The organism is Rhodococcus sp. MS16, from assembly GCF_013277795.1.
In the GTDB taxonomy this organism is placed as follows: domain Bacteria; phylum Actinomycetota; class Actinomycetes; order Mycobacteriales; family Mycobacteriaceae; genus Rhodococcus_F; species Rhodococcus_F globerula.
The window spans coordinates 25218-50178 of the sequence record NZ_VBTM01000001.1 but is presented as its reverse complement, the minus strand read 5'-3'; the positions used below and the strand labels follow the sequence as shown (position 1 = coordinate 50178).

22 protein-coding genes are annotated in these 24961 nt (G+C 63.0%); 6 read left to right on the top strand and 16 right to left on the bottom strand.

What is annotated here, in order from left to right; all coding sequences use genetic code 11:
- Nucleotides 1-47: 47 nt before the first annotated feature.
- From FEZ60_RS00245 to FEZ60_RS00235, 3 genes are all read right to left on the bottom strand, one after another.
- On the bottom strand, nucleotides 48-707 hold the full coding sequence (locus FEZ60_RS00245) for a rhomboid-like protein (RefSeq protein ID WP_172935600.1): 660 nt from the start codon (nucleotides 705-707) through the stop codon (nucleotides 48-50).
- Between the two features lie 22 nt (nucleotides 708-729).
- Nucleotides 730-1401, bottom strand: a complete 672-nt coding sequence (locus tag FEZ60_RS00240; protein ID WP_033234922.1) for an O-methyltransferase — start codon at nucleotides 1399-1401, stop codon at nucleotides 730-732.
- A 79-nt stretch (nucleotides 1402-1480) separates the two neighbouring features.
- Complete coding sequence (locus FEZ60_RS00235; RefSeq protein WP_033234923.1) at nucleotides 1481-3226, bottom strand: proline--tRNA ligase; 1746 nt, start codon at nucleotides 3224-3226, stop codon at nucleotides 1481-1483.
- A gap of 55 nt (nucleotides 3227-3281) precedes the next feature.
- Here FEZ60_RS00235 and yaaA point away from each other — a divergent pair, with 55 nt between their 5' ends.
- Together yaaA and FEZ60_RS00225 are read left to right on the top strand one after the other, a co-directional pair.
- Nucleotides 3282-4025 (top strand): peroxide stress protein YaaA, encoded by a 744-nt coding sequence (gene yaaA / locus FEZ60_RS00230; RefSeq protein WP_151531134.1) that lies wholly within the window; start codon nucleotides 3282-3284, stop codon nucleotides 4023-4025.
- Nucleotides 4026-4200: 175 nt separating this feature from the next.
- Nucleotides 4201-5067, top strand: a complete 867-nt coding sequence (locus FEZ60_RS00225; protein WP_172935301.1) for an AraC family transcriptional regulator — start codon at nucleotides 4201-4203, stop codon at nucleotides 5065-5067.
- A gap of 73 nt (nucleotides 5068-5140) precedes the next feature.
- On the opposite strand, the gene FEZ60_RS00220 is transcribed toward FEZ60_RS00225, so the two are convergent.
- The 10 genes from FEZ60_RS00220 to mqo form a co-directional block, all read right to left on the bottom strand.
- Nucleotides 5141-6649, bottom strand: a complete 1509-nt coding sequence (locus FEZ60_RS00220) for a protein adenylyltransferase SelO (RefSeq protein WP_172935300.1) — start codon at nucleotides 6647-6649, stop codon at nucleotides 5141-5143.
- A gap of 35 nt (nucleotides 6650-6684) precedes the next feature.
- Complete coding sequence (locus FEZ60_RS00215) at nucleotides 6685-7113, bottom strand: CBS domain-containing protein (RefSeq protein WP_033234926.1); 429 nt, start codon at nucleotides 7111-7113, stop codon at nucleotides 6685-6687.
- 79 nt (nucleotides 7114-7192) lie between these two features.
- Nucleotides 7193-8704, bottom strand: coding sequence for an MFS transporter (locus FEZ60_RS00210; RefSeq protein WP_095886014.1), 1512 nt, complete (start codon nucleotides 8702-8704; stop codon nucleotides 7193-7195).
- An 11-nt stretch (nucleotides 8705-8715) separates the two neighbouring features.
- Nucleotides 8716-9942: a uroporphyrinogen-III C-methyltransferase gene (gene cobA / locus FEZ60_RS00205; RefSeq protein WP_172935299.1), complete on the bottom strand. Its 1227-nt coding sequence runs from the start codon at nucleotides 9940-9942 to the stop codon at nucleotides 8716-8718.
- Entirely contained in the window at nucleotides 9939-10379 is a 441-nt protein-coding gene (locus FEZ60_RS00200; protein WP_084702745.1) for a cobalamin biosynthesis protein, read from the bottom strand. The genes cobA and FEZ60_RS00200 overlap by 4 nt, the downstream gene beginning before the upstream one ends.
- Nucleotides 10372-11748: a cobyrinate a,c-diamide synthase gene (locus tag FEZ60_RS00195; RefSeq protein ID WP_172935298.1), complete on the bottom strand. Its 1377-nt coding sequence runs from the start codon at nucleotides 11746-11748 to the stop codon at nucleotides 10372-10374. The genes FEZ60_RS00200 and FEZ60_RS00195 overlap by 8 nt, the downstream gene beginning before the upstream one ends.
- On the bottom strand, nucleotides 11742-12356 hold the full coding sequence (gene cobO / locus FEZ60_RS00190) for a cob(I)yrinic acid a,c-diamide adenosyltransferase (RefSeq protein ID WP_033234930.1): 615 nt from the start codon (nucleotides 12354-12356) through the stop codon (nucleotides 11742-11744). The genes FEZ60_RS00195 and cobO overlap by 7 nt, the downstream gene beginning before the upstream one ends.
- A gap of 23 nt (nucleotides 12357-12379) precedes the next feature.
- Entirely contained in the window at nucleotides 12380-14323 is a 1944-nt protein-coding gene (locus tag FEZ60_RS00185) for a VWA domain-containing protein (protein WP_258957206.1), read from the bottom strand.
- Between the two features lie 208 nt (nucleotides 14324-14531).
- On the bottom strand, nucleotides 14532-15008 hold the full coding sequence (locus tag FEZ60_RS00180) for a GNAT family N-acetyltransferase (RefSeq protein ID WP_045067941.1): 477 nt from the start codon (nucleotides 15006-15008) through the stop codon (nucleotides 14532-14534).
- Between the two features lie 11 nt (nucleotides 15009-15019).
- Nucleotides 15020-16558: a malate dehydrogenase (quinone) gene (gene mqo, locus FEZ60_RS00175; RefSeq protein WP_084702743.1), complete on the bottom strand. Its 1539-nt coding sequence runs from the start codon at nucleotides 16556-16558 to the stop codon at nucleotides 15020-15022.
- 146 nt (nucleotides 16559-16704) lie between these two features.
- Here mqo and FEZ60_RS00170 point away from each other — a divergent pair, with 146 nt between their 5' ends.
- Both FEZ60_RS00170 and mtr read left to right on the top strand, forming a co-directional pair.
- Complete coding sequence (locus FEZ60_RS00170; protein ID WP_172935297.1) at nucleotides 16705-17736, top strand: alpha/beta hydrolase; 1032 nt, start codon at nucleotides 16705-16707, stop codon at nucleotides 17734-17736.
- Nucleotides 17733-19109, top strand: a complete 1377-nt coding sequence (mtr, locus tag FEZ60_RS00165) for a mycothione reductase (RefSeq protein WP_172935296.1) — start codon at nucleotides 17733-17735, stop codon at nucleotides 19107-19109. Before FEZ60_RS00170 ends, mtr begins: the two co-directional genes overlap by 4 nt.
- A gap of 95 nt (nucleotides 19110-19204) precedes the next feature.
- On the opposite strand, the gene FEZ60_RS00160 is transcribed toward mtr, so the two are convergent.
- Nucleotides 19205-19750, bottom strand: a complete 546-nt coding sequence (locus FEZ60_RS00160) for an alpha/beta hydrolase (RefSeq protein WP_045067266.1) — start codon at nucleotides 19748-19750, stop codon at nucleotides 19205-19207.
- 161 nt (nucleotides 19751-19911) lie between these two features.
- Between FEZ60_RS00160 and FEZ60_RS00155 the strand changes: the two genes are divergently transcribed.
- Together FEZ60_RS00155 and FEZ60_RS00150 are read left to right on the top strand one after the other, a co-directional pair.
- Nucleotides 19912-20220, top strand: a complete 309-nt coding sequence (locus FEZ60_RS00155) for an amphi-Trp domain-containing protein (protein WP_033235026.1) — start codon at nucleotides 19912-19914, stop codon at nucleotides 20218-20220.
- A gap of 241 nt (nucleotides 20221-20461) precedes the next feature.
- Nucleotides 20462-21859: a DUF1254 domain-containing protein gene (locus tag FEZ60_RS00150; RefSeq protein ID WP_202025560.1), complete on the top strand. Its 1398-nt coding sequence runs from the start codon at nucleotides 20462-20464 to the stop codon at nucleotides 21857-21859.
- A gap of 177 nt (nucleotides 21860-22036) precedes the next feature.
- Here FEZ60_RS00150 and FEZ60_RS00145 read toward each other — a convergent pair whose 3' ends face one another.
- A complete protein-coding gene (locus FEZ60_RS00145) occupies nucleotides 22037-23017 on the bottom strand; it encodes a linear amide C-N hydrolase (RefSeq protein ID WP_172935295.1) in 981 nt (326 codons plus the stop codon).
- A gap of 26 nt (nucleotides 23018-23043) precedes the next feature.
- On the bottom strand, nucleotides 23044-24951 hold the full coding sequence (locus tag FEZ60_RS00140) for an alkyl sulfatase dimerization domain-containing protein (RefSeq protein ID WP_172935294.1): 1908 nt from the start codon (nucleotides 24949-24951) through the stop codon (nucleotides 23044-23046).
- Nucleotides 24952-24961: the final 10 nt, after the last annotated feature.

Below are 24961 nucleotides of genomic sequence, written 5' to 3'. Positions count from 1 at the left end.
CGTCGATGCCGTAAACCTACCAGTGAGTAACTTAGGTTGGGAAGAGTTCACGAAGCCGGCGCGGCCCTCCGCGACGGCAATAGATCCGCCGGATTCCACACCCCCGTCCGAGCCCGCGTCAGCGGATAACACGCCACTCCGAGAAGTAACGCCGACATGTGCCCGACCGCAGTAAATGTCGTAGCAAAGATCAACGGCACCGCATAGAAAATCACTGCTGCGCCGAGGTAGACGTAACGCCAGGGCGTCGAAATCCGGTACACGAGAACACCGACGACACCGGCCAATCCGTAGCTGACCCCGACGTCGAGTGTGTTGACCGCCGACTCTGCGACATATCCGTGCCGAATGCCTTCGTAGAGAACACCTTCACTGATGTAGGTGGCGCCGACGTGCGCGATCACGACAACGCACAACCACCGCCACGTCCGGAGCCAGCGCTCTGCCGTGGCATGAAAAACAGTGAACAGAACCAAATACCCCAGCCAGCCACCACCTTCGAGCCAGAAGGCACTCGAGAACAGGACGCGGATCGGGTCTTCGGAGAGGTGATGCAGATTGGTGGAACGTTTACCGAGAAAGTGTTCCTCGACATTGTCGGGAAGATGCCGCAGGAACAGTGTGGTGAAGAGCAGGGCCAACAACCAGATATACGTCCCGGGTGCGCTCCGCACCCACTGCCATACCGCCTTTGCTGCCCCCAGCATCCTCACCGCTTCGAGTGTGCGCTCACTCGTTGACTACTGCAACGGCGAACCCGTCCCACCCTTTCGATCCGACAGTCTGGATCGCGGTGCCGTCGAGTCGCGGTTCGGCCGCGATCATCTCGAGGACGGCACGACTGGCCTTGACTCGCTCGTCGTCGATGTCCGGATTCGAGACGTGTCCCCCACGCACGACGTTGTCGACGACGATGACGGTTCCCGGGTGGGACAGCGCAAGGGCCCACCGGACGTATTCGCTGTTGTTTTCCTTGTCCGCGTCGATGAACACCAGGTCGAAGGGACCGAGTTCTTCTTTCGCGATCAACGGCAGGCTGTCGAGGGCAGCGCCGACGCGGATGTCGACCCGATCGGCGAGTTCGGCGCGTTCGATGTTGGCGCGCGCCACCTCGGCGTGTGCCGGCTCGAATTCGAGACTGATGACGCGTCCCGACGGTCCGACGGCGCGGGCCAACCAGATGGTGCTGTACCCGCCGAGGGTTCCGATTTCGAGAACGTTGCGCGCCAAGCACATTCGAGCAAACAGATGTAGCAACTTGCCTTGGTTCGGCGCTACGTCGATAGGCGGCAGGCCGGCCGCGGTGTTGGCGGCGAGTGCCGCATCGAGGACCGGATCTTCACCTACCAACGTGGAGACAAGGTAACCGTCGACTTCTGCCCAATCCGGTTCGCGTTCCATAGGAACGATTGTGGCAGAAAAGAAGGGCCGCCGCAGACACCTCGAACGGTGTCTGCGGCGGCCCGCACATCTTCTCGGATCAGCCGCGAACTGCGGCGATGATTTCCTCGATTGCCGAATCGGCGTCGATTTCGCGGCTTTCGCCGGTGAAGCGGTCGCGGATTTCGACCTTACCGTCGGCCCAACCACGGCCGACGACAACGATCAGCGGAACACCGATCAGCTCGGAGTCCTTGAACTTCACGCCAGGCGACGCCTTGCGGTCGTCGAGAATCACTTCGAGTCCGGCACGGTCGAGTTGCGCCGCGAGGCCTTCGGCGCCTTCGCGCGCGGTCTCGTCCTTGTTCGCGATGACGAGGTAGACATCGGCCGGTGAGACCTCGGCGGGCCAACGCAGGCCCTTCTCGTCGTGGTGCTGCTCGGCGATGACGGCCACGAGGCGCGAGACGCCGACGCCGTACGAACCCATGGTCGGGCGAACCGGCTTGCCGTTCTCGGCGAGGACGTCGACGTTGAACACATCGGTGTACTTGCGGCCGAGCTGGAAGACGTGACCGATTTCGATACCGCGGGCCGAGACCAGCGTGCCGGCTCCGTCGGGAGATGCGTCGCCGTCGCGAACCTCGGCGGCTTCGATGGTTCCGTCGGGTGTGAAGTCGCGCCCGGCAACAAGGCCGACAACGTGCTTGCCGTCTTCGTCGGCGCCGGTGATCCAGCTGGTGCCATCCACGACGCGCGGATCAACGAGATAACGAACACCGTTGGCCTGCAGTGCCTTCGGGCCGATGTAGCCCTTAGCCAGGAACGGGTTGTTCTTGAAGTCGGTCTCGGTGATCATCACGAACTCGGCGGGCTCGAGCGAAGCTTCGAGGCGCTTTTCGTCGACCTCACGGTCGCCGGGGATGCCGATGCCGAGAAGTTCCCATTCGCCGCCGGGCAGGCGGGTCTTGACCATGATGTTCTTGAGGGTGTCGGCAGCGGTGATCGTGCGGCCGAGGTCGGCACCGTTCGCCCAGTCCACCAGGGTGTCGATGGTGGGGGTGTTCGCGGTGTCGTAGACCTTGGCCTCAGGCAGACCGTCGAACGGAATAGCCTCGGGCACAACCGTCTTGACGGCCTCGACATTTGCGGCGTAACCGGATTCGAGGCAGCGCACGTAGGTGTCTTCGCCGATCTCACTCTCGGCGAGGAACTCCTCGGATGCGCTGCCGCCCATCGCGCCCGACGTAGCCGAGACGATGACGTACTTGACGCCCAACCGCGTGAAGATCTTCTCGTACGCGTCGCGGTGCGCTTGGTACGACGCCGTCAGACCTTCGTCGGTGAGGTCGAAGGAGTACGAGTCCTTCATGACGAACTCGCGGCCACGCAGAATGCCGGCGCGCGGACGCTCTTCGTCGCGGTACTTGGTCTGCACCTGGTACAGGGTGACCGGGAAATCCTTGTAGGAGTTGTACTCACCCTTGACCGTCAGAGCAAAGAGCTCCTCGTGGGTCGGGCCGAGCATGTAGTCGTTGCCCTTGCGGTCCTTGAGGCGGAACAGTCCGGCGCCGTATTCGGTCCACCGGTTGGATGCCTCGTAGGGTTCACGCGGCAGCAAGGCGGGGAGCAGGATTTCCTGGCCGCCCATGGCATTCATCTCTTCGCGGACAACGCGCTCTACCTCGCGCAGCACCCGCAATCCCAGTGGCAACCACGAGTAGACGCCTGGAGCAATTCGGCGCACGTAGCCGGCCCGAACCAGCAGTTTGTGGCTCGCAACTTCGGCGTCCGAGGGATCGTCACGCAGGGTACGCAGGAACAGGTGGGACAGACGGGTAATCACGAGGTACAAGGATAGTCGGCGCTGTACCGTCCGCGGGCGTCGGTACGGTATCGGGGTGCTTGTATTGCTGCCTCCCTCAGAAACCAAGTCCGACGGCGGCAAGGACGCGCCCCTCGATCTGGCTGAACTGTCGATGCCCCAGTTGACCGAAACGCGCGAATTGCTGGTGCAGACGCTCGTCGATCTGGCCGCGGACGTCGAGGCCTCGTGCCAGGCGCTGGGGCTCGGACCGACCCAGGCGGACGAGGTGGAACGCAACGCGAAATTGTGGGTCTCGGCAACCCGCCCGGCACTCCAGCGCTACACCGGGGTGCTGTTCGACGCCCTTGATGCGAAGTCGTTCACGCGCGCTCAGAAGGCCAAGGCACTCGATCGAATCGCTATCGGTTCTGCCCTGTTCGGCGCCGTCCGGGCAGGCGATCTGATTCCCGCCTACCGCCTCTCCGGCGGGTCCAAGCTGCCGGGGATGGGGACGCTGCGCTCGCTGTGGAAGCCGGAGCTGCCGAAGGCCTTGGCCGCCGAAGCCGACGGACTTGTCATCGATCTACGATCCGGCACCTACCAAGACCTCGGACCTGTTCCGGACGCCTTGATCGCAACGGTCCTCACCGAGAAGCCGGACGGCAGTCGCACCGTGGTCAGTCACTTCAACAAGCATCACAAGGGTCTGCTCGCGCGCGCCCTGGTGGTCTCGCGCGCCGAACCCAGCGACATCAAGGGAGTTGCCCGAGTCGCATCGAAGGCGGGCCTGCGCGTGGAAATCGCATCGGACCGCGAATTGATCATCCTGACGGATTGATGACTTCACCAGCCGATCAACCCTGCACCGCAAAGTCAGCTGGACGGTTTGTGCACAGCACTTCTGAAGACGGAATGTCGGAGGACGACTGCGCGTACGAAGACGATCCGATCGGACCGCGATAGTAGGGTGCCGATCGGGACGACCCGGAAGTGTGGGTGTCGAAGGAGGCGCCATGATCGCGGAGTTGAACAGACTGGTCGAACTCGTCGAGGATCGTCTGAACGACGACCTCGATGTGGCTTCATTGGCGACTGAGCTCGGCACGACGGAATACCACCTCCGGCGGATGTTCTCGTCCCTGGCAGGCATGCCGCTGTCGGAGTACATCCGGCGTCGCCGCATGTCGGTCGCAGCGGCAGACGTTCTCGGAAACGGGAACCTGCTGAGCATCGCGGTCCGCTACGGCTACGGGTCGACCGAAGCCTTCGGCCGAGCCTTCCGATCCGTGCACGGCGTCAGCCCCGGCGACGTCAAGCGAGATGGCGGCCCCCTTCGAACGCAACCGCAGCTCAGGTTCCGCCTGACCGTAGAAGGGAACATCACCATGGATACCCGCATCACCGATCGACCGGCGCTCCGCCTCGTCGGCCACGCCACGCGCGTGCCCCTCATCCACGAGGGCGTCAACCCCCACATCCAAGCCCACATCGCTTCTCTGCCGACTGCAGAGCACGCCCGCCTCAAAGCGCTGGGCAACACCGAACCGGCCGGCCTGCTCCAAGTGAGCGCCGACGTCGACCCGGATTACACCGAGGGAAGCGAGTTGACCTACCTGCACGGCGTCGCCGTCACCGACACGACGCCGGTGCCCGACGATCTCGACACGATCGAGGTTCCCGCCGGTAGGTGGGCGGTGTTCCGCACCGAGGGCGAGTATCCGGCTGCGTTGCAGGCGACCTGGGCAGCGACCGCGACGGACTGGTTTCCGTCGAACCCGTGGCGACTCCGGCCGGGTCCGTCGATCGTCGCAGTTCTCGACCGCGCCGATGATTTCAGTACGGCCACGTGCGAGCTGTGGCTCCCGGTGGAACGCGCGTGATCAAGCGGCCCGCCGGCAGTGAGGTGCTGGCGGGCCCGAATTTCACCTTGTGCTGGCGGCGCTCGATCATAAATCAAGTGCCACAGAAGGTTTGGAACGTTTCGCTGAAAGACTGCGGAGCCGCCTCGGTGTAGTCGGACCACTCGTCGCGTCGGTCGAATGGATGCGTGACAACCTCGAGCAGCTTCTCGAAGGGAACGAGGTCGCCGTCGGTCGCGGCAGACAGAGCAGCATCGAGCTGATGATTTCGCGGAATATATAGCGGGTTGACGCGATCCATCGCGCTCGCGGTCTCCACCGCCGCGCGTCCCTGTTCCGTCAGGGCGCCGTGCCACCGCTGCAACCAGGGCGCGATGTGATCCCGTGGCACGAGGTCGTCGAGGCGCGCGGAATTTCCGCGCAGTTCGTCCGCGAGAGCACGGAAACTGCCCGTCCAATCAGCACCGTGTTCCGCCAACAATGTCAGCAGATCGTCGACAAGCGCCCGATCGACAATCGGGTGGGCTAGACCGAGCTTTGCCGCCATCCCGACCGCGTAGTGGCCCTCGTAACGCTCGTCGAAGGTGTCGAGAACTGCCGACGCCGCGGTAATCGCATCGTCGGGTGTGGAATCGATCAGCGGCAACAGTGTTTCCGCGAAGCGCGCCAGATTCCACTTCAAGACGGCGGGCTGATTGCCGAACGCGTAGCGGCCGCTGCTGTCGATCGAGCTGAACACTGCCGCCGGATCGAACGCGTCAAGGAAGGCGCACGGACCGTAATCGATGGTCTCCCCCGAAATTGTCGTGTTGTCGGTGTTCATCACTCCGTGTACAAAACCGATGAGCATCCACCGCGCCACCAGTGACGCCTGCGCCTCGACCACCCCCTCGAGGAACCTCAGGTAGCGATTGTGTGTACCCGTTGCCGGCAGTTCGGTCAGCTCCGGGTAGTGCCGGGCGATCGCGTAATCGGCGAGCGACTGCAAGACCTCGCCCTGCCGGGCCGCGAACTCGAAGGTCCCAACGCGTAGGTGACTCGACGCGATCCGTGCAAGCACGGCACCGGGTTCTGCGCCGTTGCGGCGAACGTCCCGGCCCGTCGCCACGACAGACAGCGCGCGTGTAGTGGGGACACCGAGGGCATACATCGCCTCACTGACCAGATATTCGCGCAGCATCGGCCCGACAACCGCATATCCGTCACCGCCCCGAGAGAACGGCGTGCGCCCCGAGCCCTTGAGATGCAGATCCACTCGCCGACCGTCACTGGTCAACAGTTCACCGAGTAGCAACGCCCGACCGTCCCCGAGGATCGGTGCGTATCCACCGAACTGATGACCCGCATACGCCATCGCCACCGGTTTTGCCCCGACCGGCACCGTCGACCCGGACAGGACGCCAACCCCGTCCACACTTCGCAGCGCTTCTACGTCCAACCGCAACGACGCAGCCAGCCGCTCGTTCACGACGAGCAACTGCGGGTCAGGTGCGGCAGTACCTTGCCACGGAACTGTCAAAGCGCCCAACTCGTCAGCGAACGTGCTCTCGAGGCCGGCAACGGTGGTGTCCGTGCCTGCCGTGGAATCCTGGATTGCAGCCATCACACGAGAGTAGCCACCGTGAGACAGCCCATCGATCAGCCCTGGTCGATGTACGACTCGAGGTGATCGCGCTCGCTCTGCAACTCGTCGATCCGGCTCTTGACCACGTCACCGATGCTGACGATTCCGAGCAGTTCGCCGTCCTCGATGACCGGCAGATGGCGGATTCGGCGATCGGTCATGATCGCGGCAATGCTGTCCACGGAATCAGCAGGCACGCACGTGTACATCAACGCTGTCATCACCTCGGACACTTCGGTGGCCAGCAATTCCGGACCCCGCTCGTGCAACCGCCGCACGACATCGCGCTCGGAGATGATTCCGACAACAGCGTCGCCGTCGAGGACGACCATGGCGCCGATGTTGTGGCGGGCAAGATCGCACAGCAACGCGTTGACGGTGGTGTGAGCGTCGATGGTGACAATGCTGTTGCCCTTGTTGCGCAAGATATCCGCGATCCGCATCACGGCACTCCGATCCTTCGAGAATCTCGGCCCTCTTGCAACGATCGTATCCAGTTGCGACGCACAAAAACAGGGCTGATCAGCTAATTCCCTGAGCTGCCTTCTCCGCAGCCTGCGCCTGAGCTACCTGAGCAGGAGTGAATCTGATGCACGCGGCCGCAATGCCGGCAAGTACCGCGCAGATCGCGCAGCCGACAAGTGCAAAGGTGTATCCCTCTCCGAGGGCAATCAGCTGGGCCGGATTCATGTCGGCAGCCTTGCCCGAAATACCGCCGAGCGAGAGAGTTTTCGACGTTGCCATCGCGCCGATGACCGACAGCGCGAGTGGGCCGCCAAGCGTCTGGGCAACCTGGGAAATGGCGGTCAACGGGCCGATCTCCGTCTCGGGAACACCGGCGATCGCGCACAGTGGCAGCGGCACCATCGCCAGTCCGATACCGAATCCGATGCCGATGACGGGGACAAAAAGATTGGCAAGGTAGGTGGAACTGGAGTCGAGGGTGGAACCGTAGAGAAGTCCGACGATCATGATCAGCACACCGGTCAGAACAAGCCAACGAGGTTGGACACGCACCGCCAACTTCGACGCGACCGTTGCTGCGGCACCTAGTCCGATGGCAAACGGAATGAACGCCAAACCTGCGCGCAGCGGCGAGTACTCCATGATGTCCTGCACGAAGAGCGCAACAAACGCGGTCATACTGAACATTGCGCCACCGACGAAGAAGATCGCCAGGAAGGTCGCAACGCGGTTCCGATCGGCAAACAACGAGAACGGGAGCAACGGATTCTTGGCGGTGCGTTCGACGAAGAGGAATGCTCCGAGAGCGATCAGTCCGGCGACCAACGCACCGATAACGGCGACGCTCCCCCAGCCCATTTCCGGCCCCTCGGTCAATGCGAAGACGATGCCGGTGCAGCCGAGCGTGGCGAGAATCGCGCCCGGCACATCCAGAGCAAGCCGAGTCTGCGTTGTTTCACGAAGTGCCCGGAATGCCATCCCCACGAGCACGATGCCGATGGGGACATTGATGAGGAAGATCAGTCGCCATGACACCTCGGTCAACGCGCCGCCGATGATCAGACCCGCGATCGACCCGACACCGGTCATGGCGGCAAAAATCGCGATGGCCTGATTTCTCGCCGGTCCGGCCGCAAACGTCGTGGCAACCAGAGCAAAAGCCGTCGGCGATGCGACGGCCGCGCCAACACCTTGTAGTGCCCGCGCCGCGATCAGCATGCCCTCGTTCAACGCAAGACCACACAGCAACGACGCCACGGTGAAGAGCGTGACGCCCGCGATGAACATTTTCTTGCGGCCGTACGCGTCACCGAGTCGCCCACCGAGCAACATCAGCCCGCCGAACGCCAGGGCATACGACGTCAGCACCCAATTTCGGCCGCTGTCGCTGAGGCCGAGATCAGCCTGAAGCGGCGCAAGCGCAAGGTTGGCGACGGTGCCGTCGAGCACCACCATCATCTGCAAACCGCTCAGGACGATGATGGCGAGTCCGATGACTCGGGTCGCTACCGGCGCATTGACCGCTGGGGCCGCGGATTGAGCGGTTTCAGATTTTGGGGAATCAGACACAAGACTTCACGTTACCCAGCGTTGACGGAAAAGCCCGCCACCGGTCCGATCACGATGATGGCCGGGGGCTTGATCTCTTCGTCCTTGACGCGCTGAGCAACGGTCGCCAGATCGGCCCGCAACTCACGCTGCGTACGTAGTGTGCCCTCCTGGATCACCGCGACCGGAGTGCTCGCGGCACGCCCACCCTCGATGAGTGCAGCCGCGAACTGATCAATACGTTCGACGGCCATGAGCAGCACGATCGTGCCGCGCAGCTTCGCCAAAGCCGACCAGTCGACCAGCGAATCCGGATGATCCGGAGCAACGTGCCCACTCACGACGACAAACTCGTGCGTGACACCGCGATGCGTGACGGGAATGCCGGCTGCCGACGGTACGGAAATGGCACTCGTGATTCCGGGCACTACGGTCACCGGAACTCCGGCCGCGGCACACGCTTCGAGTTCTTCGTAGCCACGACCGAAGACGTAGGGGTCGCCGCCCTTGAGCCGGACGACGAACTTTCCGGCCTTCGCGTTGTCGATCAGCGCAGCGTTGATGGCTTCCTGCGCCATGGCCCGGCCGTACGGAATCTTCGCGGCATCGATGACCTCGACGTCGGGACCGAGCTCAGCCAGCAACTCCGGCGGCGCCAGGCGGTCGGCAACAACAACGTCGGCGCGGGCCAGCAACCGTCGACCACGCACCGTGATCAGATCGGGGTCACCTGGCCCACCGCCGACCAGTGCAACGCCAGGCGCCGCCGGTTCGGCCGTATCCGCGAGGACACCGGACTGCAGACCTTCGACCACGGCGGTACGGACGGCTGCCGAACGACGATGATCGCCGCCGGCCAGGACGCCGATGCTCATACCGTCGTACTCGGCACTTGCGGGTGTGACGGCGGTGCCGTGCTTGGCGTTGTCGGCGCGCACGCAGAAGACTCGATGACGCTCGGCCTCCGCGACGATTGCCGCATTGGTCTCCGGTTCGTCCGTCGACGCGATTGCGTACCAGGCACCCTCGAGGTCACCCTCCTGGTACGGACGCAGCTCGAGTGTGATCTGCCCTGCCGTTGCCATGCCCTCGACTGCCGGCGTGACCTCGCGGCTGATGACGTGAACTGCTGCGCCCGACGCGACCAGCAGGCCGAGGCGGCGCTGAGCGACCGTCCCGCCGCCGAATACGACAACGCGTCGATCGGTCAGGTTGAGTCCGACCAGGTAGTTGGTCTCGTCTGCGGTGGGCTCGCTCACTCGCACTCCATTTCATCGTCGATCTTTGTGCTCGCTGGAAAAGCTGTGCGCGCTGGAAAACCTGCGCTCGCTGGGGGAACTTTACTGGCCACGGCTACTGTCACCGCACCGGTCGAGGTCTTACCCACTGTCAACTGTCCGTGACCGGTAGCCAGGATCGCTGCCGCCTCGGCAACGCTCGCAGTGCCGACAGCCTGCTCTACGCGCGTTGACGGTGACGGAACGTGCACGGCTGCAAGTTCTTCCGACGTGAACGCCGCGACATCGACTGACAGGATCTGCGCGGCGTCGATCAGCGCCGGGGCGAAGGCTTTGACCGCGGCGGTGGCAAGACCAACGAGCGTCGCGCCCTGCGGCACTATCCCTCGCACGGCGTCGACGATCTCGACAGCAGAGGCAGTTGTAGTGAACCCGAGTCCGACATAGACCTCAGCCACGCGCGGCCTCGACAAAGGTGGCGATCGACTCGGGCTGACCCGCCGGATGTGTGTGGAGATACGACGCGTGAACTCCACCGCGGACAAATCCCTCGCGCACTGCGCCGCCGTCCCATGGTCGCCAACCCCATGCGGTTGCGCACCCGTCGGCGTCGGCGCTGACGAGAGACGTTCGGTGAAATTCGTGCCCGGCGACACGCGAACCCGCCGCAAAGAGACTCGAGTCCGTCAACGCCACCGCCTCCCGATAACCGAGTGTGAGTCGTTTACCGAAAACGGCGTCGACGCCGACAACTCCGGCCATGGCATGACCGTCGAGGCTGCGGGCGAGGTAGAGCAGTCCCGCGCACTCGGCGTGGATCGGTGCTCCGCCGTCGGCCAGCTCTCGAACCTGCGCCAGCAGAACAGTATTCGACGCGAGGTCAACGGCATGCTCCTCCGGGAATCCGCCGGGAAGGACCAACGCGGCAGTACCGGACGGCAATTCGTCGCGCAGCGGATCGAAGACCTGCACGTCCGCGCCTGCGGCAGTGAGAAGTTCACGATGTTCGGCGTATCCGAAGGTGAAGGCAGGCCCGCCAGCCATCGCCACCACGGGCCGCGAGCTGCGATGCTCCCCCACGTCCTGCACTGGATCCCACACAGGTGCAACAACATTCGATGCGGCCAAGGCGCGCACCGCGCCGAGATCGACGTGAGTTGCGATCAACTCCGACATCGCGTCCACCGCGGCGACTGCCGCGGTGCCGTGCTCGGCAGCCGGAATCAACCCCAGGTGACGCGACGGCACTTCCAATTCGGCCAGGCGCGGAACAACCCCGAGTACCGGTATCCCCACTTTGTCGCACGCGTGGCGCAGAACCTGCTCGTGCCGGGCGCTGCCGACGCGGTTGAGGATGACGCCGCCGATCCGCACACTAGCGTCGTAGGTGGCAAAGCCGTGCAACACGGCGGCCAGGCTCTGGCTGTGGCCGCGAGCGTCGATGACCAGAACAACCGGTGCACCCAGAACCGCGGCCACCTGCGCCGTCGACCCTTCCGCCGATGCTTGCACATTGGCTTCGTCGATCTTGCCGTCGAACAGGCCCATGACGCCTTCGACCACTGCGATATCGCACTCGGCGGTGCCGTGCTGATAGAGCGGCGCTATGCGTTCTTCGCCGACGAGCACCGTGTCGAGGTTGCGACCTGGCCTCCCCGCCGCAAGTCCGTGGTAGCCGGGGTCGATGTAATCCGGACCCACCTTGAACGGTGCCACACTGCTGCCGGATCGCCGGAGTGCACCGATCAATCCCGTTGCCACCGTGGTCTTTCCGCTACCCGATGCGGGTGCCGCGATGACAACGGCGGGAGTGGACGAACTCACCATTCGATGCCTCGCTGGCCCTTTCGGCCGGCGTCCATCGGGTGCTTGATCTTGGTCATCTCGGTCACCAGGTCGGCTGCGTCGATCAACGCCTGCGGCGCGTCACGGCCGGTGATCACCACATGCTGATTTCCCGGTCGATCGCGCAGGGTCTGCACAACCTCGTCGACGTCGACCCAGCCCCATTTGAGCGGATAGGTGAACTCGTCGAGGACGTAGAAGCGGTGCGTTTCGTCGGCGAGGCGACGGGCGATCTCCTGCCATCCCTCCGCAGCTGCTGCCGCATGGTCTTCTTCGCTGCCAGCTTTACGAGTCCAGGACCAGCCCTCACCCATCTTGTGCCACTGCACCGGACCGCCGACGCCACTCTCGTCGTGCAGGTTTCCGAGTGCGCGGAAGGCGGCTTCCTCGCCGACTTTCCACTTTGCGCTCTTCACGAACTGGAAGACGCCGATGTCGAACCCCTGGTTCCAGGCACGCAGCGCCATCCCGAATGCTGCGGTGGACTTGCCCTTTCCCGGTCCGGTGTGGACGGCAAGCACCGGTGCGTTACGACGCTGACGTGTGGTCAATCCGTCGTCGGGGACAGTGTCGGGTACGCCTTTAGGCATGGTGATCTCCTGAAATGAAAACGTTAGGCGGCGGCGCGGACGACACCCGCGACCTGCTGAGCTGACAATTCGGCGAGGCGGACGCATCCACCTCGTAGTTCTCGGGCCAATTCGGCGGCCAACCCCAAACGGACGAGCCCGGTTTCGCAGTCCACGACGATCGAAGCGACCGATGCATCGGCCAGTAAGTGCGCGGCAACGCGAGCGCGGTGCAGCGCGTCCTTGCCGCCGGTGGCGCGCCCGTCTGTCAGCGCAACCATGAGCGCGCGGCGCTGCGGATCCCTGAGCCGCTCACGCAGAATCACCTCGCGGGCACGCAAGAAGCCTTCTGCGAGTGGCGATTTGCCACCTGTTCGCATGGACTGCAACCGGCGAACAGCGATGTCCACGGACGACGTCGGCGGCAGAACCAGTTCGGCTTCGCGGCCCCGGACGGTGATGACGGCAACCTTGTCGCGGCGCTGGTATGCGTCGCGGAGTAGCGAGACAACGGCGCCGGTCACAGCGGAGAGCCGGTCGCGCGCCGCCATCGACCCCGACGCGTCCACCACGAACACGATCAGATTGCCTTCGCGCCCTTCACGAATCGCGCCGCGCAGGTCGGCCGGCGCCAACCGCAGTCGGCCCACCGTCCGGCCACGCGCAATCTGCGATTCCGCAGCGGCAAACACCGTGCTCGTCAGGTGCAGACCGTGCCCGCGGTCGGTGGTGGACCGCACGACGCGTCCACGCGACGACGTGGAGCGCGAACGCCGGCCTGGCGCCCCCTCACCGACACCGGGAACTTCGAGAAGTTTGGCCTTGAACGCACTGCTCGGTGGGGCAGACGGTCGATCGGTCGAGCGAACTCCCCCGCCCGGACCGTCCGGATCGTCTTGCGGCCCATCATCGTCGGGGCCGTCATCATCAGGGCCCCCGTCATCGGGTTCGCCGCCGTCGGATTCCCCACCCTCAGGCTCGCCGCCTTCAGGATTCTCTGGTGGTTCAGGCTCGCCGGCCCGAGCATCATCGTCTGCACGATCCATCGCGTCGTCGAGTTGCTGCTGATCGAGGCCCGGCTCGTCGAAGGGATCGCGTCGGCGGCGATGCGGCAGTGTCAGTTCCGCTGCGACTCGTACGTCTTCCTCAGTGACCTCGCTGCCGCCACGCCACGCAGCATGAGCGGTGGCAGTACGGGCGAGAACAAGATCGGCGCGCATACCGTCCACGTCGAAAGACGCGCACAGCGACGCGATGCGCCGAAGTTCGCGGTTGCTCAGCTCCACGCCATCCAGTTTGTTACGCGCAGAAAGGATTTCGGCGGCGAGTTCCTGATCGGCCGGCGCATACCTGCGGGCAAACGCCTGTGGATCGCGCTCGTAGTCGAGGCGTCGACGCACTACCTCCATCCGCACATCCACGTCGCGAGACGCCGACACGTCCACCGCGAGACCAAAACGGTCCAGGAGCTGTGGACGCAGTTCTCCCTCTTCGGGATTCATTGTTCCGACGAGGACGAACTTCGCGGCGTGGGAGTGCGAAATTCCGTCCCGCTCGACATGCACTCGGCCCATCGCGGCCGCGTCGAGAAGAACGTCCACCAGGTGGTCGTGCAGGAGATTCACTTCGTCGACGTACAGAACCCCCTGATGCGCCGCGGCCAGGAGTCCGGGCTGGAAGGCACGCTCACCGTCGCGCAATACTTTCTCGAGGTCGATCGAGCCGATCACGCGGTCCTCCGTCGCCCCGACGGGCAGTTCGACCAGCCTGGCCGGACGCGTCACACCGGCGTCGTCGACAGCCGGTAGCAAAGCCGTCAAGGCTCGAACGACGGTGGATTTTGCCGTGCCCTTTTCACCGCGAACCAGCACGCCACCGATTCCGGGGTGTACGGCGCACAGGATCAACGCCAATCGCAGTTGGTCCTGGCCTACTACCGCGCTGAACGGGAAACCCGCCACCGCTGCCTGATCGTCTTCTACACGCACGTCGACATCCCTCCACCTCTCGGTTTCCTCGCCGAGAACTTGGCTTCATCCGAACGTCGCGGCAATCTGGCTGGGATCTCGTGAGATCTTTACAGTGGCGGGACCGCACCTGAATCGAACAGGACTTCCCCGCGAGCATTCGGTATCGAAAAAACCCTAGTCGGCCCACAATTCCGTGAGCCGACTGGGTCGGGTGTATGACTGCGTTTCAGCTGGCAAGCACAAACGCCTCGCCGCCACCGCGACGCATCGGGGTGTGCGGAATGCCGTCCTCGATAAATTCTTCGCCGTCAGCTTTGAAGCCGTGCTTGCTGTACATGTCGACCAGATAGGTCTGAGCGTTGATGCGGCACGGCGCTTCGCCCACTTCGGCCAGCGCAGCTTGCAGCAATCGCGTCGTATGGCCCTGTCCGCGTGCTTCACGTGACGTGCAGAGTCGACCGATTCGGAAGCTCTTCGTGCCGTCGTCGTGCTCTTCGAGGAGGCGCAGAGTGCACACCACCTCGCCGTCCTGCTCCAGCCAGAAATGGCGGGTTTCCGTCAGCAGGTCCCGCCCGTCCAACTCGGGGTACGGGCAGGCCTGCTCGACGACAAATACTTCTACCCGAAGCTTCAACAACTCGTAGAAAGTCTTGTTGTCGAGGTCGAGTGCCCATGAACGCTTCAATGCTGCTGTTGCCGTCATGGTTGCGACTATCACACAGTTGCAGCGGTCTCCGCGACCGGAAGAGAATCGGTTGACGCCGAGGAATCGAGCTCGAGCACCTTCGAGGACCAATCCCAGACCTGGTTGAAAAGTCCTTCGTTGTCGGTGAGCTTGACGCCGATGGACGGAACCATCTCGCGCAGCTTGCCCTTCCAGCCCTGGAATTCGGTCGGGAAGCAGCGCTCGAGCACGTCGAGCATCGCGGGAACAGCCGTCGACGCGCCTGGTGACGCACCGAGCAGTCCGGCAATGCTTCCGTCTTCGGCAGCCACCACGGCGGTACCGAATTCGAGGACGCCGCCCTTGCCCTTGGCCCGGCGAATCACCTGGACACGCTGGCCTGCGGTGATGAGCTCCCAGTCCTTGGTCTCCGCCTTGGGCGCAAATTCACGCAGATCCCAGATGCGTCCGGTTTCGCTCTTGGTGAGCTCACTGACCAGGTACTTGACCAGACCGAGTTCGCTGACGCCGACGCCGAGCATCGAGAGGATGTTGTTGGGCTTGACCGAACCGGGCAAGTCCGTGAAGCGACCCTGCTTGAGGAACTTGGGCGACCAGCCGGCGTACGGTCCGAACAGCAGGCCTGGCTTGTTGCCGATGACACGCGTGTCGAGGTGCGGAACCGACATGGGCGGAGCGCCGACGGCAGCTTTGCCGTAGACCTTGGCGCTGTGCTGGTCGATCAGCTCAGGGTTGGTGCATCGCAGGAACGCGCCGCTGACGGGGAAACCGCCGAAGCCCTTGGCTTCCTTGATGCCCGACTTCTGCAGCAGGTGCAGAGCGCCGCCACCGGCTCCGACGAACACGAATCGTGAACGCACGACGCGCTTTTCACCGGTGCGACGGTTGGTGACCTTGACGGTCCACGTCTTGTCGGAGTTCTGGGTGAGGTTGGTGACCTCGTGACCGAAGTACATGTTGCCGCCGGTCTTGCCGATGTAGCCGACGAGCTGCTTGGTGAGCGCTCCGAAGTCGACGTCGGTGCCGTCCTGGCTCCAGTTGAGGGCGATGGGATCCGAGAAGTCGCGGCCTTTTGCCATCAGCGGCAGGCGCTTGGTGAACTCGGCCGGATCGTCGATGTACTCCATGCCACGGAAGAGCGGGTGGCCGGCAAGTGCGTCGTAGCGGGCACGCAGGTACTTGGCGTTTGCCTCGCCGTGAACGAAGCTCACGTGCGCGATGGGGTTGATGAATTCCTTGGGCTGCGTCAACACGCCCTGCTCGACAGCGTGTGCCCAGAACTGCCGGGACACCTGGAACTGCTCGTTGACGTTGACGGCCTTCTTGATGTCGACCGTACCGTCCGAGTTCTCGGGGGTGTAGTTGAGCTCACAGAGCGCGGAGTGACCGGTTCCCGCGTTGTTCCACGGGTCGCTGCTCTCGGCTGCGACGGCGTCGAGCCTCTCGAAGGTCGAGATCGACCAGTCCGGCTGCAGCTGGCGCAACAATGCACCAAGCGTGGCACTCATGATGCCCGCACCTACGAGCACTACATCCGTCTTCGTCTCTACCGCGTTCTGATTCGACACTGGAGAATCGACTTCCTTGTCATTAGCCGTGCGCGCATCCGCCTGCTGTGTTACGCCGAATAGGTTACCTGGGCGTAAGTGCGCCGTTTACCACCCCCAATTGTGCTCTACAACGCCGCCGGGAAACGACGATTAGATTGTGATCTGTGACTACATGGGTTCCAGACGTCCTCGGAGACGGATATCAGCAGCTGACCATTCCTCTCGGAACCGATCCGGACGGTGAGGGTGAGGTCGACGCGACACTCGTCCGCTATCAGCCGCCTGGCGAGGCAGTTCGGGCGAACCGTGCAGTTCTGTACGTACACGGGTTCACCGATTACTTCTTCCAGAAACATCTGGCGGAGCACTTTGCCGAGCAGGGCTACGCCTTCTTTGCACTGGATCTGCGCAAGTGCGGGCGTTCACTGAAACCGGGCCACACCGCTCACTATGTGTCGGATCTCGCACTGTACGACGCCGAACTCAACGAGGCCCTGCGCATCGTGAACTCCGAAACCGACGGCAGCGAACTGCTCCTGATGGCGCATTCGACCGGTGGGCTCATCGTTCCGCTGTGGCTGGACCGACTCCAGCGCAAGCCGGGCGGCAGCTCAGGACACGGCATCGCGGGTCTTGTGCTCAACAGCCCGTGGTTCGACCTGCAGGGTCCGGCGATGGTGCGCAGCGTCGGCACCGCCGCCATCGACGCACTGGGACGGGTGTCCGCGAAGACTGTCATCCCCGGCACCGGCTTGCCGACGTACGGTTCGAGCCTCCACGTCTCCGCCAACGGCGAGTGGGACTACAACCTCGACTGGAAGCCGCTCGAAGGCTGCCCGGTCACGTTCGGGTGGATGCGTGCCGTGCGCGGCGGACACGCGCAACTGCACCGCGGCCTGGACATCGGTGTGCCGGCGCTGATCCTGCGCTCGAAGAAATCGGAGTTCGCCAGGGCGTACCACCCCGGCGTCGACCTGGCAGATTCCGTCCTGGATGTGAGGCAGATCGCACGGTGGGCAGGTTGCCTCGGTGATCGGACTACCATCGTTCCCATCGACGGCGCGCGCCACGACGTCTTCCTCTCGACTCAGAAGCCGTTGGCCACAGCCTTTTCCGAACTCGATCAGTGGCTGGAGTGGCTAGAGCGCCATCTGACCGCAGACGCAGACACCACCACACAGGAGAACGCGCAGTGACGCATTACGACCTTGCCATCATCGGAAGCGGCTCGGGGAATTCGTTGCCCGACGAGCGATTCGACGGCAAGAAAATCGCCATCCTCGAGGAAGGCACCTTCGGCGGCACGTGCCTCAACGTCGGTTGCATACCGACCAAGATGTTCGTCTACGCGGCAGAGGTCGCGAACACGGTGTCGCATGCCGAGAAGTTCGGCGTCGACGCCACCCTGGACGGCGTCCGCTGGTCCGACATCGTCAAGCGCGTCTTCGGCCGGATCGATCCCATCTCCGCGGGCGGCGAACGCTACCGCAGCGAGGACAGCCCCAACACCACCGTCTACCGCGGCCACGCCACCTTCACCGGACCGAAGACCATCAACACCGGCACAGGTGAGACCATCACTGCCGACCAGGTTGTGATCGCGGCCGGTTCACGCCCGATCATTCCCGAGGAGATCGCCTCGTCTGGCGTGAAGTACTACACCAACGAAGACATCATGCGCTTGCCGGAACTCCCCGAGCACCTCGTGATCGTCGGCTCGGGCTTCATTGCCACCGAGTTTGCACATGTGTTCTCCGCCTTGGGTTCTCGCGTGTCGATCATCGGCCGCAGTGGGCGCCTCCTGCGTCATCTCGACGACGAGATCTCGGAGCGTTTCACCGAACTCGCCGTCAAGAAGTGGGACGTGCATCTCGGATCACCGATGCAGTCGGTCCGCGCGGACGGTGAGAACATCGCCGTCGAACTGGCAAATGGCACAGTCGTTTCCGGCGACGTTCTGCTCGTTGCGGTGGGCCGCAAGCCCAACGGAGATCTTCTGGACCTCGACAAGGCCGGCGTCGAACTCGACAACAACGGCTCCATCGTCGTCGACGAGTACCAGCGCACCACCGCGGAAGGCGTCTTTGCACTCGGCGACGTCTCCTCCCCCTATCAGCTCAAGCACGTGGCCAACCACGAGGCGCGTGTTGTTCAGCACAACCTGCTCCAGGACGCGTGGAACGACACTTCCGGGCTGCGCGCCACCGATCACCGGTTTGTCCCGGCCGCGGTGTTCACCGATCCACAGATCGCCGATGTCGGAATGACGGAGAAGCAGGCGCACGACGCCGGACTCGACATCACCGTCAAGGTCCAGGCGTACGGCGACGTCGCCTACGGCTGGGCGATGGAAGATCAGGAAGGTCTCTGCAAGGTCATCGCGGAGCGCGGCACGGGCCGACTCCTGGGCGCTCACGTCATGGGAACCCACGCGCCGACCGTCATCCAGCCACTCATCCAGGCCATGAGTTTCGGGCTGTCCGCGCAGGACATGGCCCGTGGGCAGTACTGGATCCACCCGGCCCTGGCCGAGGTCGTCGAGAACGCGTTGCTCGGACTCGACATCTAGAACGCTCGACATCTAGGAACACTCGACATCTGTTTCGAACGGACGCACAAGGCGGGCACCCCCTCGGGGGATGCCCGCCTTGGTGGTTCTCGGGTCTACCAGGGGCTGGTGCGCAACACGATCTCCGTGGCGAGTTCAGCGGGCGCGGACTTCACGATGTCATCGACGCCAGGCACTTCGGCCACCCGGAAATCGGAGTACACAAACCGTCCACTGGCGTCGGCGATCGCCCGCCCAGCACTGCCGACCACGATGGTTGTCGGCACCTCCACCGGCGGAACTCCGGCGATGTCGGCCGCCGACGGATGTCCACGATCCACCGAAATCAAGCTCGCGAAGCGGCCGAACTGGCGCGCCGCCAATAGCCACGCAAGGTCTGCCCCTTCCCGGTGTCCCACCAGGTTTACCCAGGCGATGTTCAACTCGTCGAGCAGAACCACTGCCGTCTTCTCGTCGAGATTCTCGATCGATTCGACCGCTACCGTGCGCAAATCCGAATTGTGGAGGCGTTCACACACTTTGTCGTATACGTCGACAGGGTCGCCCTTGCCCGGAAGAAGGAGGACCGCGTGCTTACTGACCGGTCCGTCGATCCGAACGGTGCACGACCCCTTGCCCACCGCTACTCGAGTCAGTTCCATGAAAGGCAACGGTACGCGATCCAATCCCCAGGTCGGCGAGCAGCGGACTGAAAATGACAACTCACACAGGAGCGCGGTAATCAGCGGTCGCGCGAAACTCCCACAATCTTTCGATGGTCCAATTACCGTGAACAATGAATCCGCCGAGGTCAGGAGTGATCGTGCCCAAATTGGAGATCAAAAGTAAGTCCGCACTCTCGCGAGCGGAAGTCGCCGAGCGACTGATCGCGCTCGGGCAAGCGCTCGCCAGCGGCTCGGAAGTGGAACTGGGATCGGGCGGCGACTCGATCGAAATCGCTGTCCCTGAACAGGTTCGGTGGGAACTCGAGATCGAGGTAGACGGCAACGAAGTCGAAATCGAAATCGAGATTCACTGGCGCGACGATCCCCCGGCTGAGCCGGCCGCAAAGTCCACGCCTCCGACTAAGGCAGTTCGACGCGGTCGGCCTCGCAAGAGCGCCGCCAAGTAATTCGTCGACATTCCATCGGTGCGCTCCGGCCGAGCTTTCAGAGGTCCCGGCCGTCGCCACTTCGTAACTCTCCGTGTGACAACAGAATCGGGTAACGGCTCCGAATAGAGTCGCGCGCCCCACACGCGACTACACCGCAAATCGATCTGCCATTGCGTCGGACGCAATGCCTGCCAGAGTTCTAGGGATCATCCGACGCGGGTGATGCCGTCGTCGATACCGACGGTTGATGATCTGTGGCATGGACCAAGCACATCCGACATCTTTGACACCCTATGAATTCTCCGGGGGCTACCCGACCGCTGCGACCGCGAAGAAAGCCCACGAGGACGCCTATCTGGAGCGCGCACTCGTCGCCTACCGGTTTTGGTACCCGACAGTGTCCATTGAGGGGATTTTCAACGGCAACCGCGAACTAGGTTTCGACGACAACAAGGCAATGGGAATTGCAGCGACAACCCCTCGGCAGGTCGGATTCACACTTAACTCCGATACCCCCTACGGGGCAGCGGCTTTGGACCTCACTGAGGGGCCGATGGTCATCGAATTGCCGCCCGGAGCGTACATCGGTCTCGTCGACGATCATCACCACAGGTGGATCACCGATATGGGTATCCCCGGGCCCGACCAGGGCGCTGGAGGAACATACGCCATACTTCCCCCCGATCACACCGGAGAAGTACCGGCAGATCATCACGTCAGTCGGTCGAATTCCTTCAAAGTGCTGGTGGCAGTACGAGCCCTCCCGGTAGGGGGCGATCTCGATGCAGCCAAGGACGCACTCCTCCGAGTGAAGATCTACCGCCTCGGCACCGACAAACTACTCGATGTGATCGACACCAGCACCAAGACCGTCGACAGCACCTGTCTGCGGTGGGAGGACAACCTCGAATTCTGGCGAGTCCTGCACGGCATCCTCGAGGAAGAACCGCTTGTAGAGGAGTTCCGGCCAATGCACGGACTGCTCGACGGACTCGGAATCGGGAAAGGAACCCCGTTCGCACCGACAGACCGCGACGCTGCAGCACTCACGAAGGCCGCCCGAATCGGCCGTGATCAAATGTTGGTGACGGCATTCGCCGGAACACGCCCTGACCAGGCCGCCTGGACCGATCGGCAGTGGGAATGGGTGGGATTGGTTCCCGACAACGCGGACTTCGAGACACCCGCAGGTCTCGATCTCGAAGCCCGTGAGCGGTGGTTCGCGCAGGCCATCGTCGCGTCGCCGGCGATGTTCCGGCGCGTGGAGGGCAGTGGATCGCTGTATTGGCTCGCCACACGCGACAGCACCGGGACATACCTGGACGGCGCCAACGCCTACACACTCACTATCCCGCTGCCGGTCCCTGGCAAGCTCTTCTGGTCCGTCACCATCTACGACGCGCAAACACGTTCGCAAGTGCAGACGGACGGCAACAAGGGAGCGCTCAGATCGTTGTTCGAACTGTCATCGGCTCTGACCTCTGGCAATGAGATCACGCTGCACTTCGGTCCGACCCAACCAGACGATGCGGCGGACAACTGGCTGGAAACGGTTCCAGGTCGCGGATGGTTCGCATACATCCGTATCTACGGACCCGAAGCCGCAGCATTCGACGGCAGCTGGCGTCCCGGAGACTTCACCCCGGCAAAACACTGAAGCTAGCTGGGCATCGACCGCCCACTGTTAGCCCTGCCCCGCCCTGAACGGGTGACAGGTCTGGAGGTCAAAAGCATTTCTCCCATGGGAGGATGCCAAACCGAAAGCCCCCCACGCGGCCAGGGCAACAGTGGCGAGCGGTCGGTAGCTGTTCCGTCACCGCAGCATCGCCCACCCCTACAACCCGGCAAATGTGAACGGTTCAGCGGGTTTGAACTGATCAGTGGAATCACCCGAGTAGACAGTGCTCTCGTCCGGCCCGAGTTCGAGCTTCCGGACGGTTGACCCCTCACTCAGATCGATCGACGACACATCCACCCAGAAAGTGTTCGGCGTCATGGCCGATTCGAAGAAGTACAGTCCGCGTTTGTGATCGACAACGGTGCGCCACCGTGTCGATGAGATGTTCGGCTCGTCGGGAGTCGAAATACCCAGGGGCACTGACACGTTCCGAATGACACTGAAGGTCGCGGCCAATGCTGCCCTCGGATCGTCGGTCTTCGGGACTGCGTCGACGTAGAACGAGGCACGGGCAAAACGATCCGCAGCTCGATTGGTACCGGGCAACATGACGGTTCCGTTGATCTGCTTCCAGTACTCGTTGACGGCGAGTTGTTTGTCGAAGATCGGAGAATTTGTCATCACCTGATGCTCACGACTGTGGTGAATTGTCTGTCGGCCACCGATGTACTCGATGATGGCACTGTCACCGCTGGCGTCCGAGAGCGACATGTGCAGTGTTGCCAGGCGGTCTTCTCCCGGAACGGCCGCAGTCACGATGGTGAAGGGCTCCGCTGCCAGCACCTCGACGGCTTCCGCGACGCTCCCACACCGGTCCAACACGTACTGCGCCCACGCAGCAATCGACAAGCCAGGCGTTGATCCGTCGTATTCCGGATACTCGGATTCAACGAGCCACAACAGATTTGCGGACAGTCCGGCGTCATTCACCCCATCCGTCGTACACATGTCGTAAGCGGAAGCCACAACACTGCCGTACAACGACGTCCACGTTATCGAATTCGCCCCGGCGCAGCCTTCACGCTCCATCCCACGGGGAAATGCCCACAGATTGGTACCGAGATCGAGCTTCCAGTCCATCGACCGGGCAGTGATCACGGTGTCGTTCGGTCCTAGGTAAACCAATCGCGTACACATCGAGAAACTCTCCCTTCGTCTCTGGGTTACGGCGTGACGATATTGAAGGTGGGATCGAAGGTATCCAATAACCCTCCGAGCGTCTTCAAAGCCGAATCGTCGCCGTCGAGCGAGATTTTCCCGGCCCTGGCCAACTCGGGCGCTGCACCTGGTTGCAGAAGTGCGCCGATCAGCGCAGGTTTCGGCCCCGAGACCGTCAGCTGCGTGTTCGACGCCGCCCCCCGCCTGGCATTGAGAACGCCACGCTTGACCCACGTCGTCCATGTCTCGTCGTCGTGATCGGTGAACACGAAATCGATGCGGAGATCGACGTCAGCTGCCTTGTCGCCGATGAGATGTACTGCGACGAAGTCGAACAGGATGTCGATGGGCATCGCGAGGACACTGTCCTCACTTGCCGTGATGTAGGGCGGAGGTTGCGAGCCTTCACGTAATTCCAGGGCGGCTGTCAGGTAGATCCCGCGCCACTGCGGCCCTTCGGCTTGATACCCCATCTGTTCGTAGACGTCGGCCTGGAGGTTCTTCGCCTCGGTGTTCTCCGGTTGCGCGAACACCAACTTGTGCAGGATCTCAGCTGCCCAGCGGTAGTCCCCCGCATCGAAAGCCCGCTTTCCCTCGTCCAGAATCTTTTGTGCACCAAGGAGATCGACAAACCGTCTGGACGACTCCACCGGTGGATGCGGATGGAGCGACACCGGATCGCCGTCCCACATTCCCAGTTCCTTGGTGTAGACGGCGCGAACGTCGTGGTGCAGTGTTCCGTGATATCCGCGGTTGTACCACTTGCGGCCGAGTTCGTCCGGTAACTCGATGACCTCGGCAGCTTCGAGCGGCGTGTATCCCTTGTTCGCTAGTCGCAGAGCCTGATCGTGGATGTATTTGTATGTGTCTCTTTGTGATTCGATGAAGGTAACCAGATTCTCGTTGCCCCACACCGGCCAGGTGTGCGGACCGTAATGAACAGCTGCGTCGTCTCCCCATCGTTCGAGAGTCTCGTCCAGATATCGGGCGAAGTTCCGAGCGTCGCGCGTGCGTGCCCCCCGCAATGTCTGGATGTTGTGGAGCGAATGATTGGCGTTCTCCGCACAGGTCAAGGCCGCGAGTTCGGGGATCCAGATGTGCATTTCCTCGGGAGCCTCGGTGTCCGGCGCATAAAGGAATTCGAACTCCAGACCCGCAATTTCTCGTCTCGTTCCGGTCTCGGTGATGCTATCCGTGGGGGAAATGTACGAGACCAGTGGACCTTTGGTGCTGATCGTTCCGATCCCGCACGTAACCATCCCCTTCGGCCCGAGGTCGAGCAGTCCGCCGAAGGCATAGAACGAACGCCTGGCCATGGCATTACCCGCAACCACGTTCTCACCGATTGCAAACTTGTCGAACGACGCGATCGTGCCTGGCGCGATGATCGGTACTTTCCCCGACGCAACGTCGTCGACATCGACGATTCCCTTGACGCCGCCGTAGTGGTCGATGTGAGTGTGCGTGTAGATAATTGCCGCCACCGGTTTGTCGCTGACGTGCTCACGAATCATCTTCATGCCCTGGCGCGCCGATTCAACGCCCGCCATACAATCGATGACGATCAGGCCCTCGTCGCCTTCTACGACCGTCAGGTTGGCGAGGTCGTTGTTTCGCACCTGATACAGACGATCCGTGACTTGGTACAGCCCGCCCCGGCGCATCAATTGGCCCTGACGCCACAAGCTCGGATTGACGGTATCCGGCGCAGGAGTGTCGTCGGTGAGGTAAGCCATCGCCTCCGGGTCGAACACCACGTGACCGTCGTCGCCGAACACCTCTCCCGGCAATGGAGCGATCAAGCCACGATCCGCATCCACGAAATCTTGCCGGTCTTCCATGGCATACCGCGCGACGGCTTCGCGATTCACCGTCACAGTGGCCGCTGTTGCGTCTTGATGGTTCTGGCACATGGCACTCCCC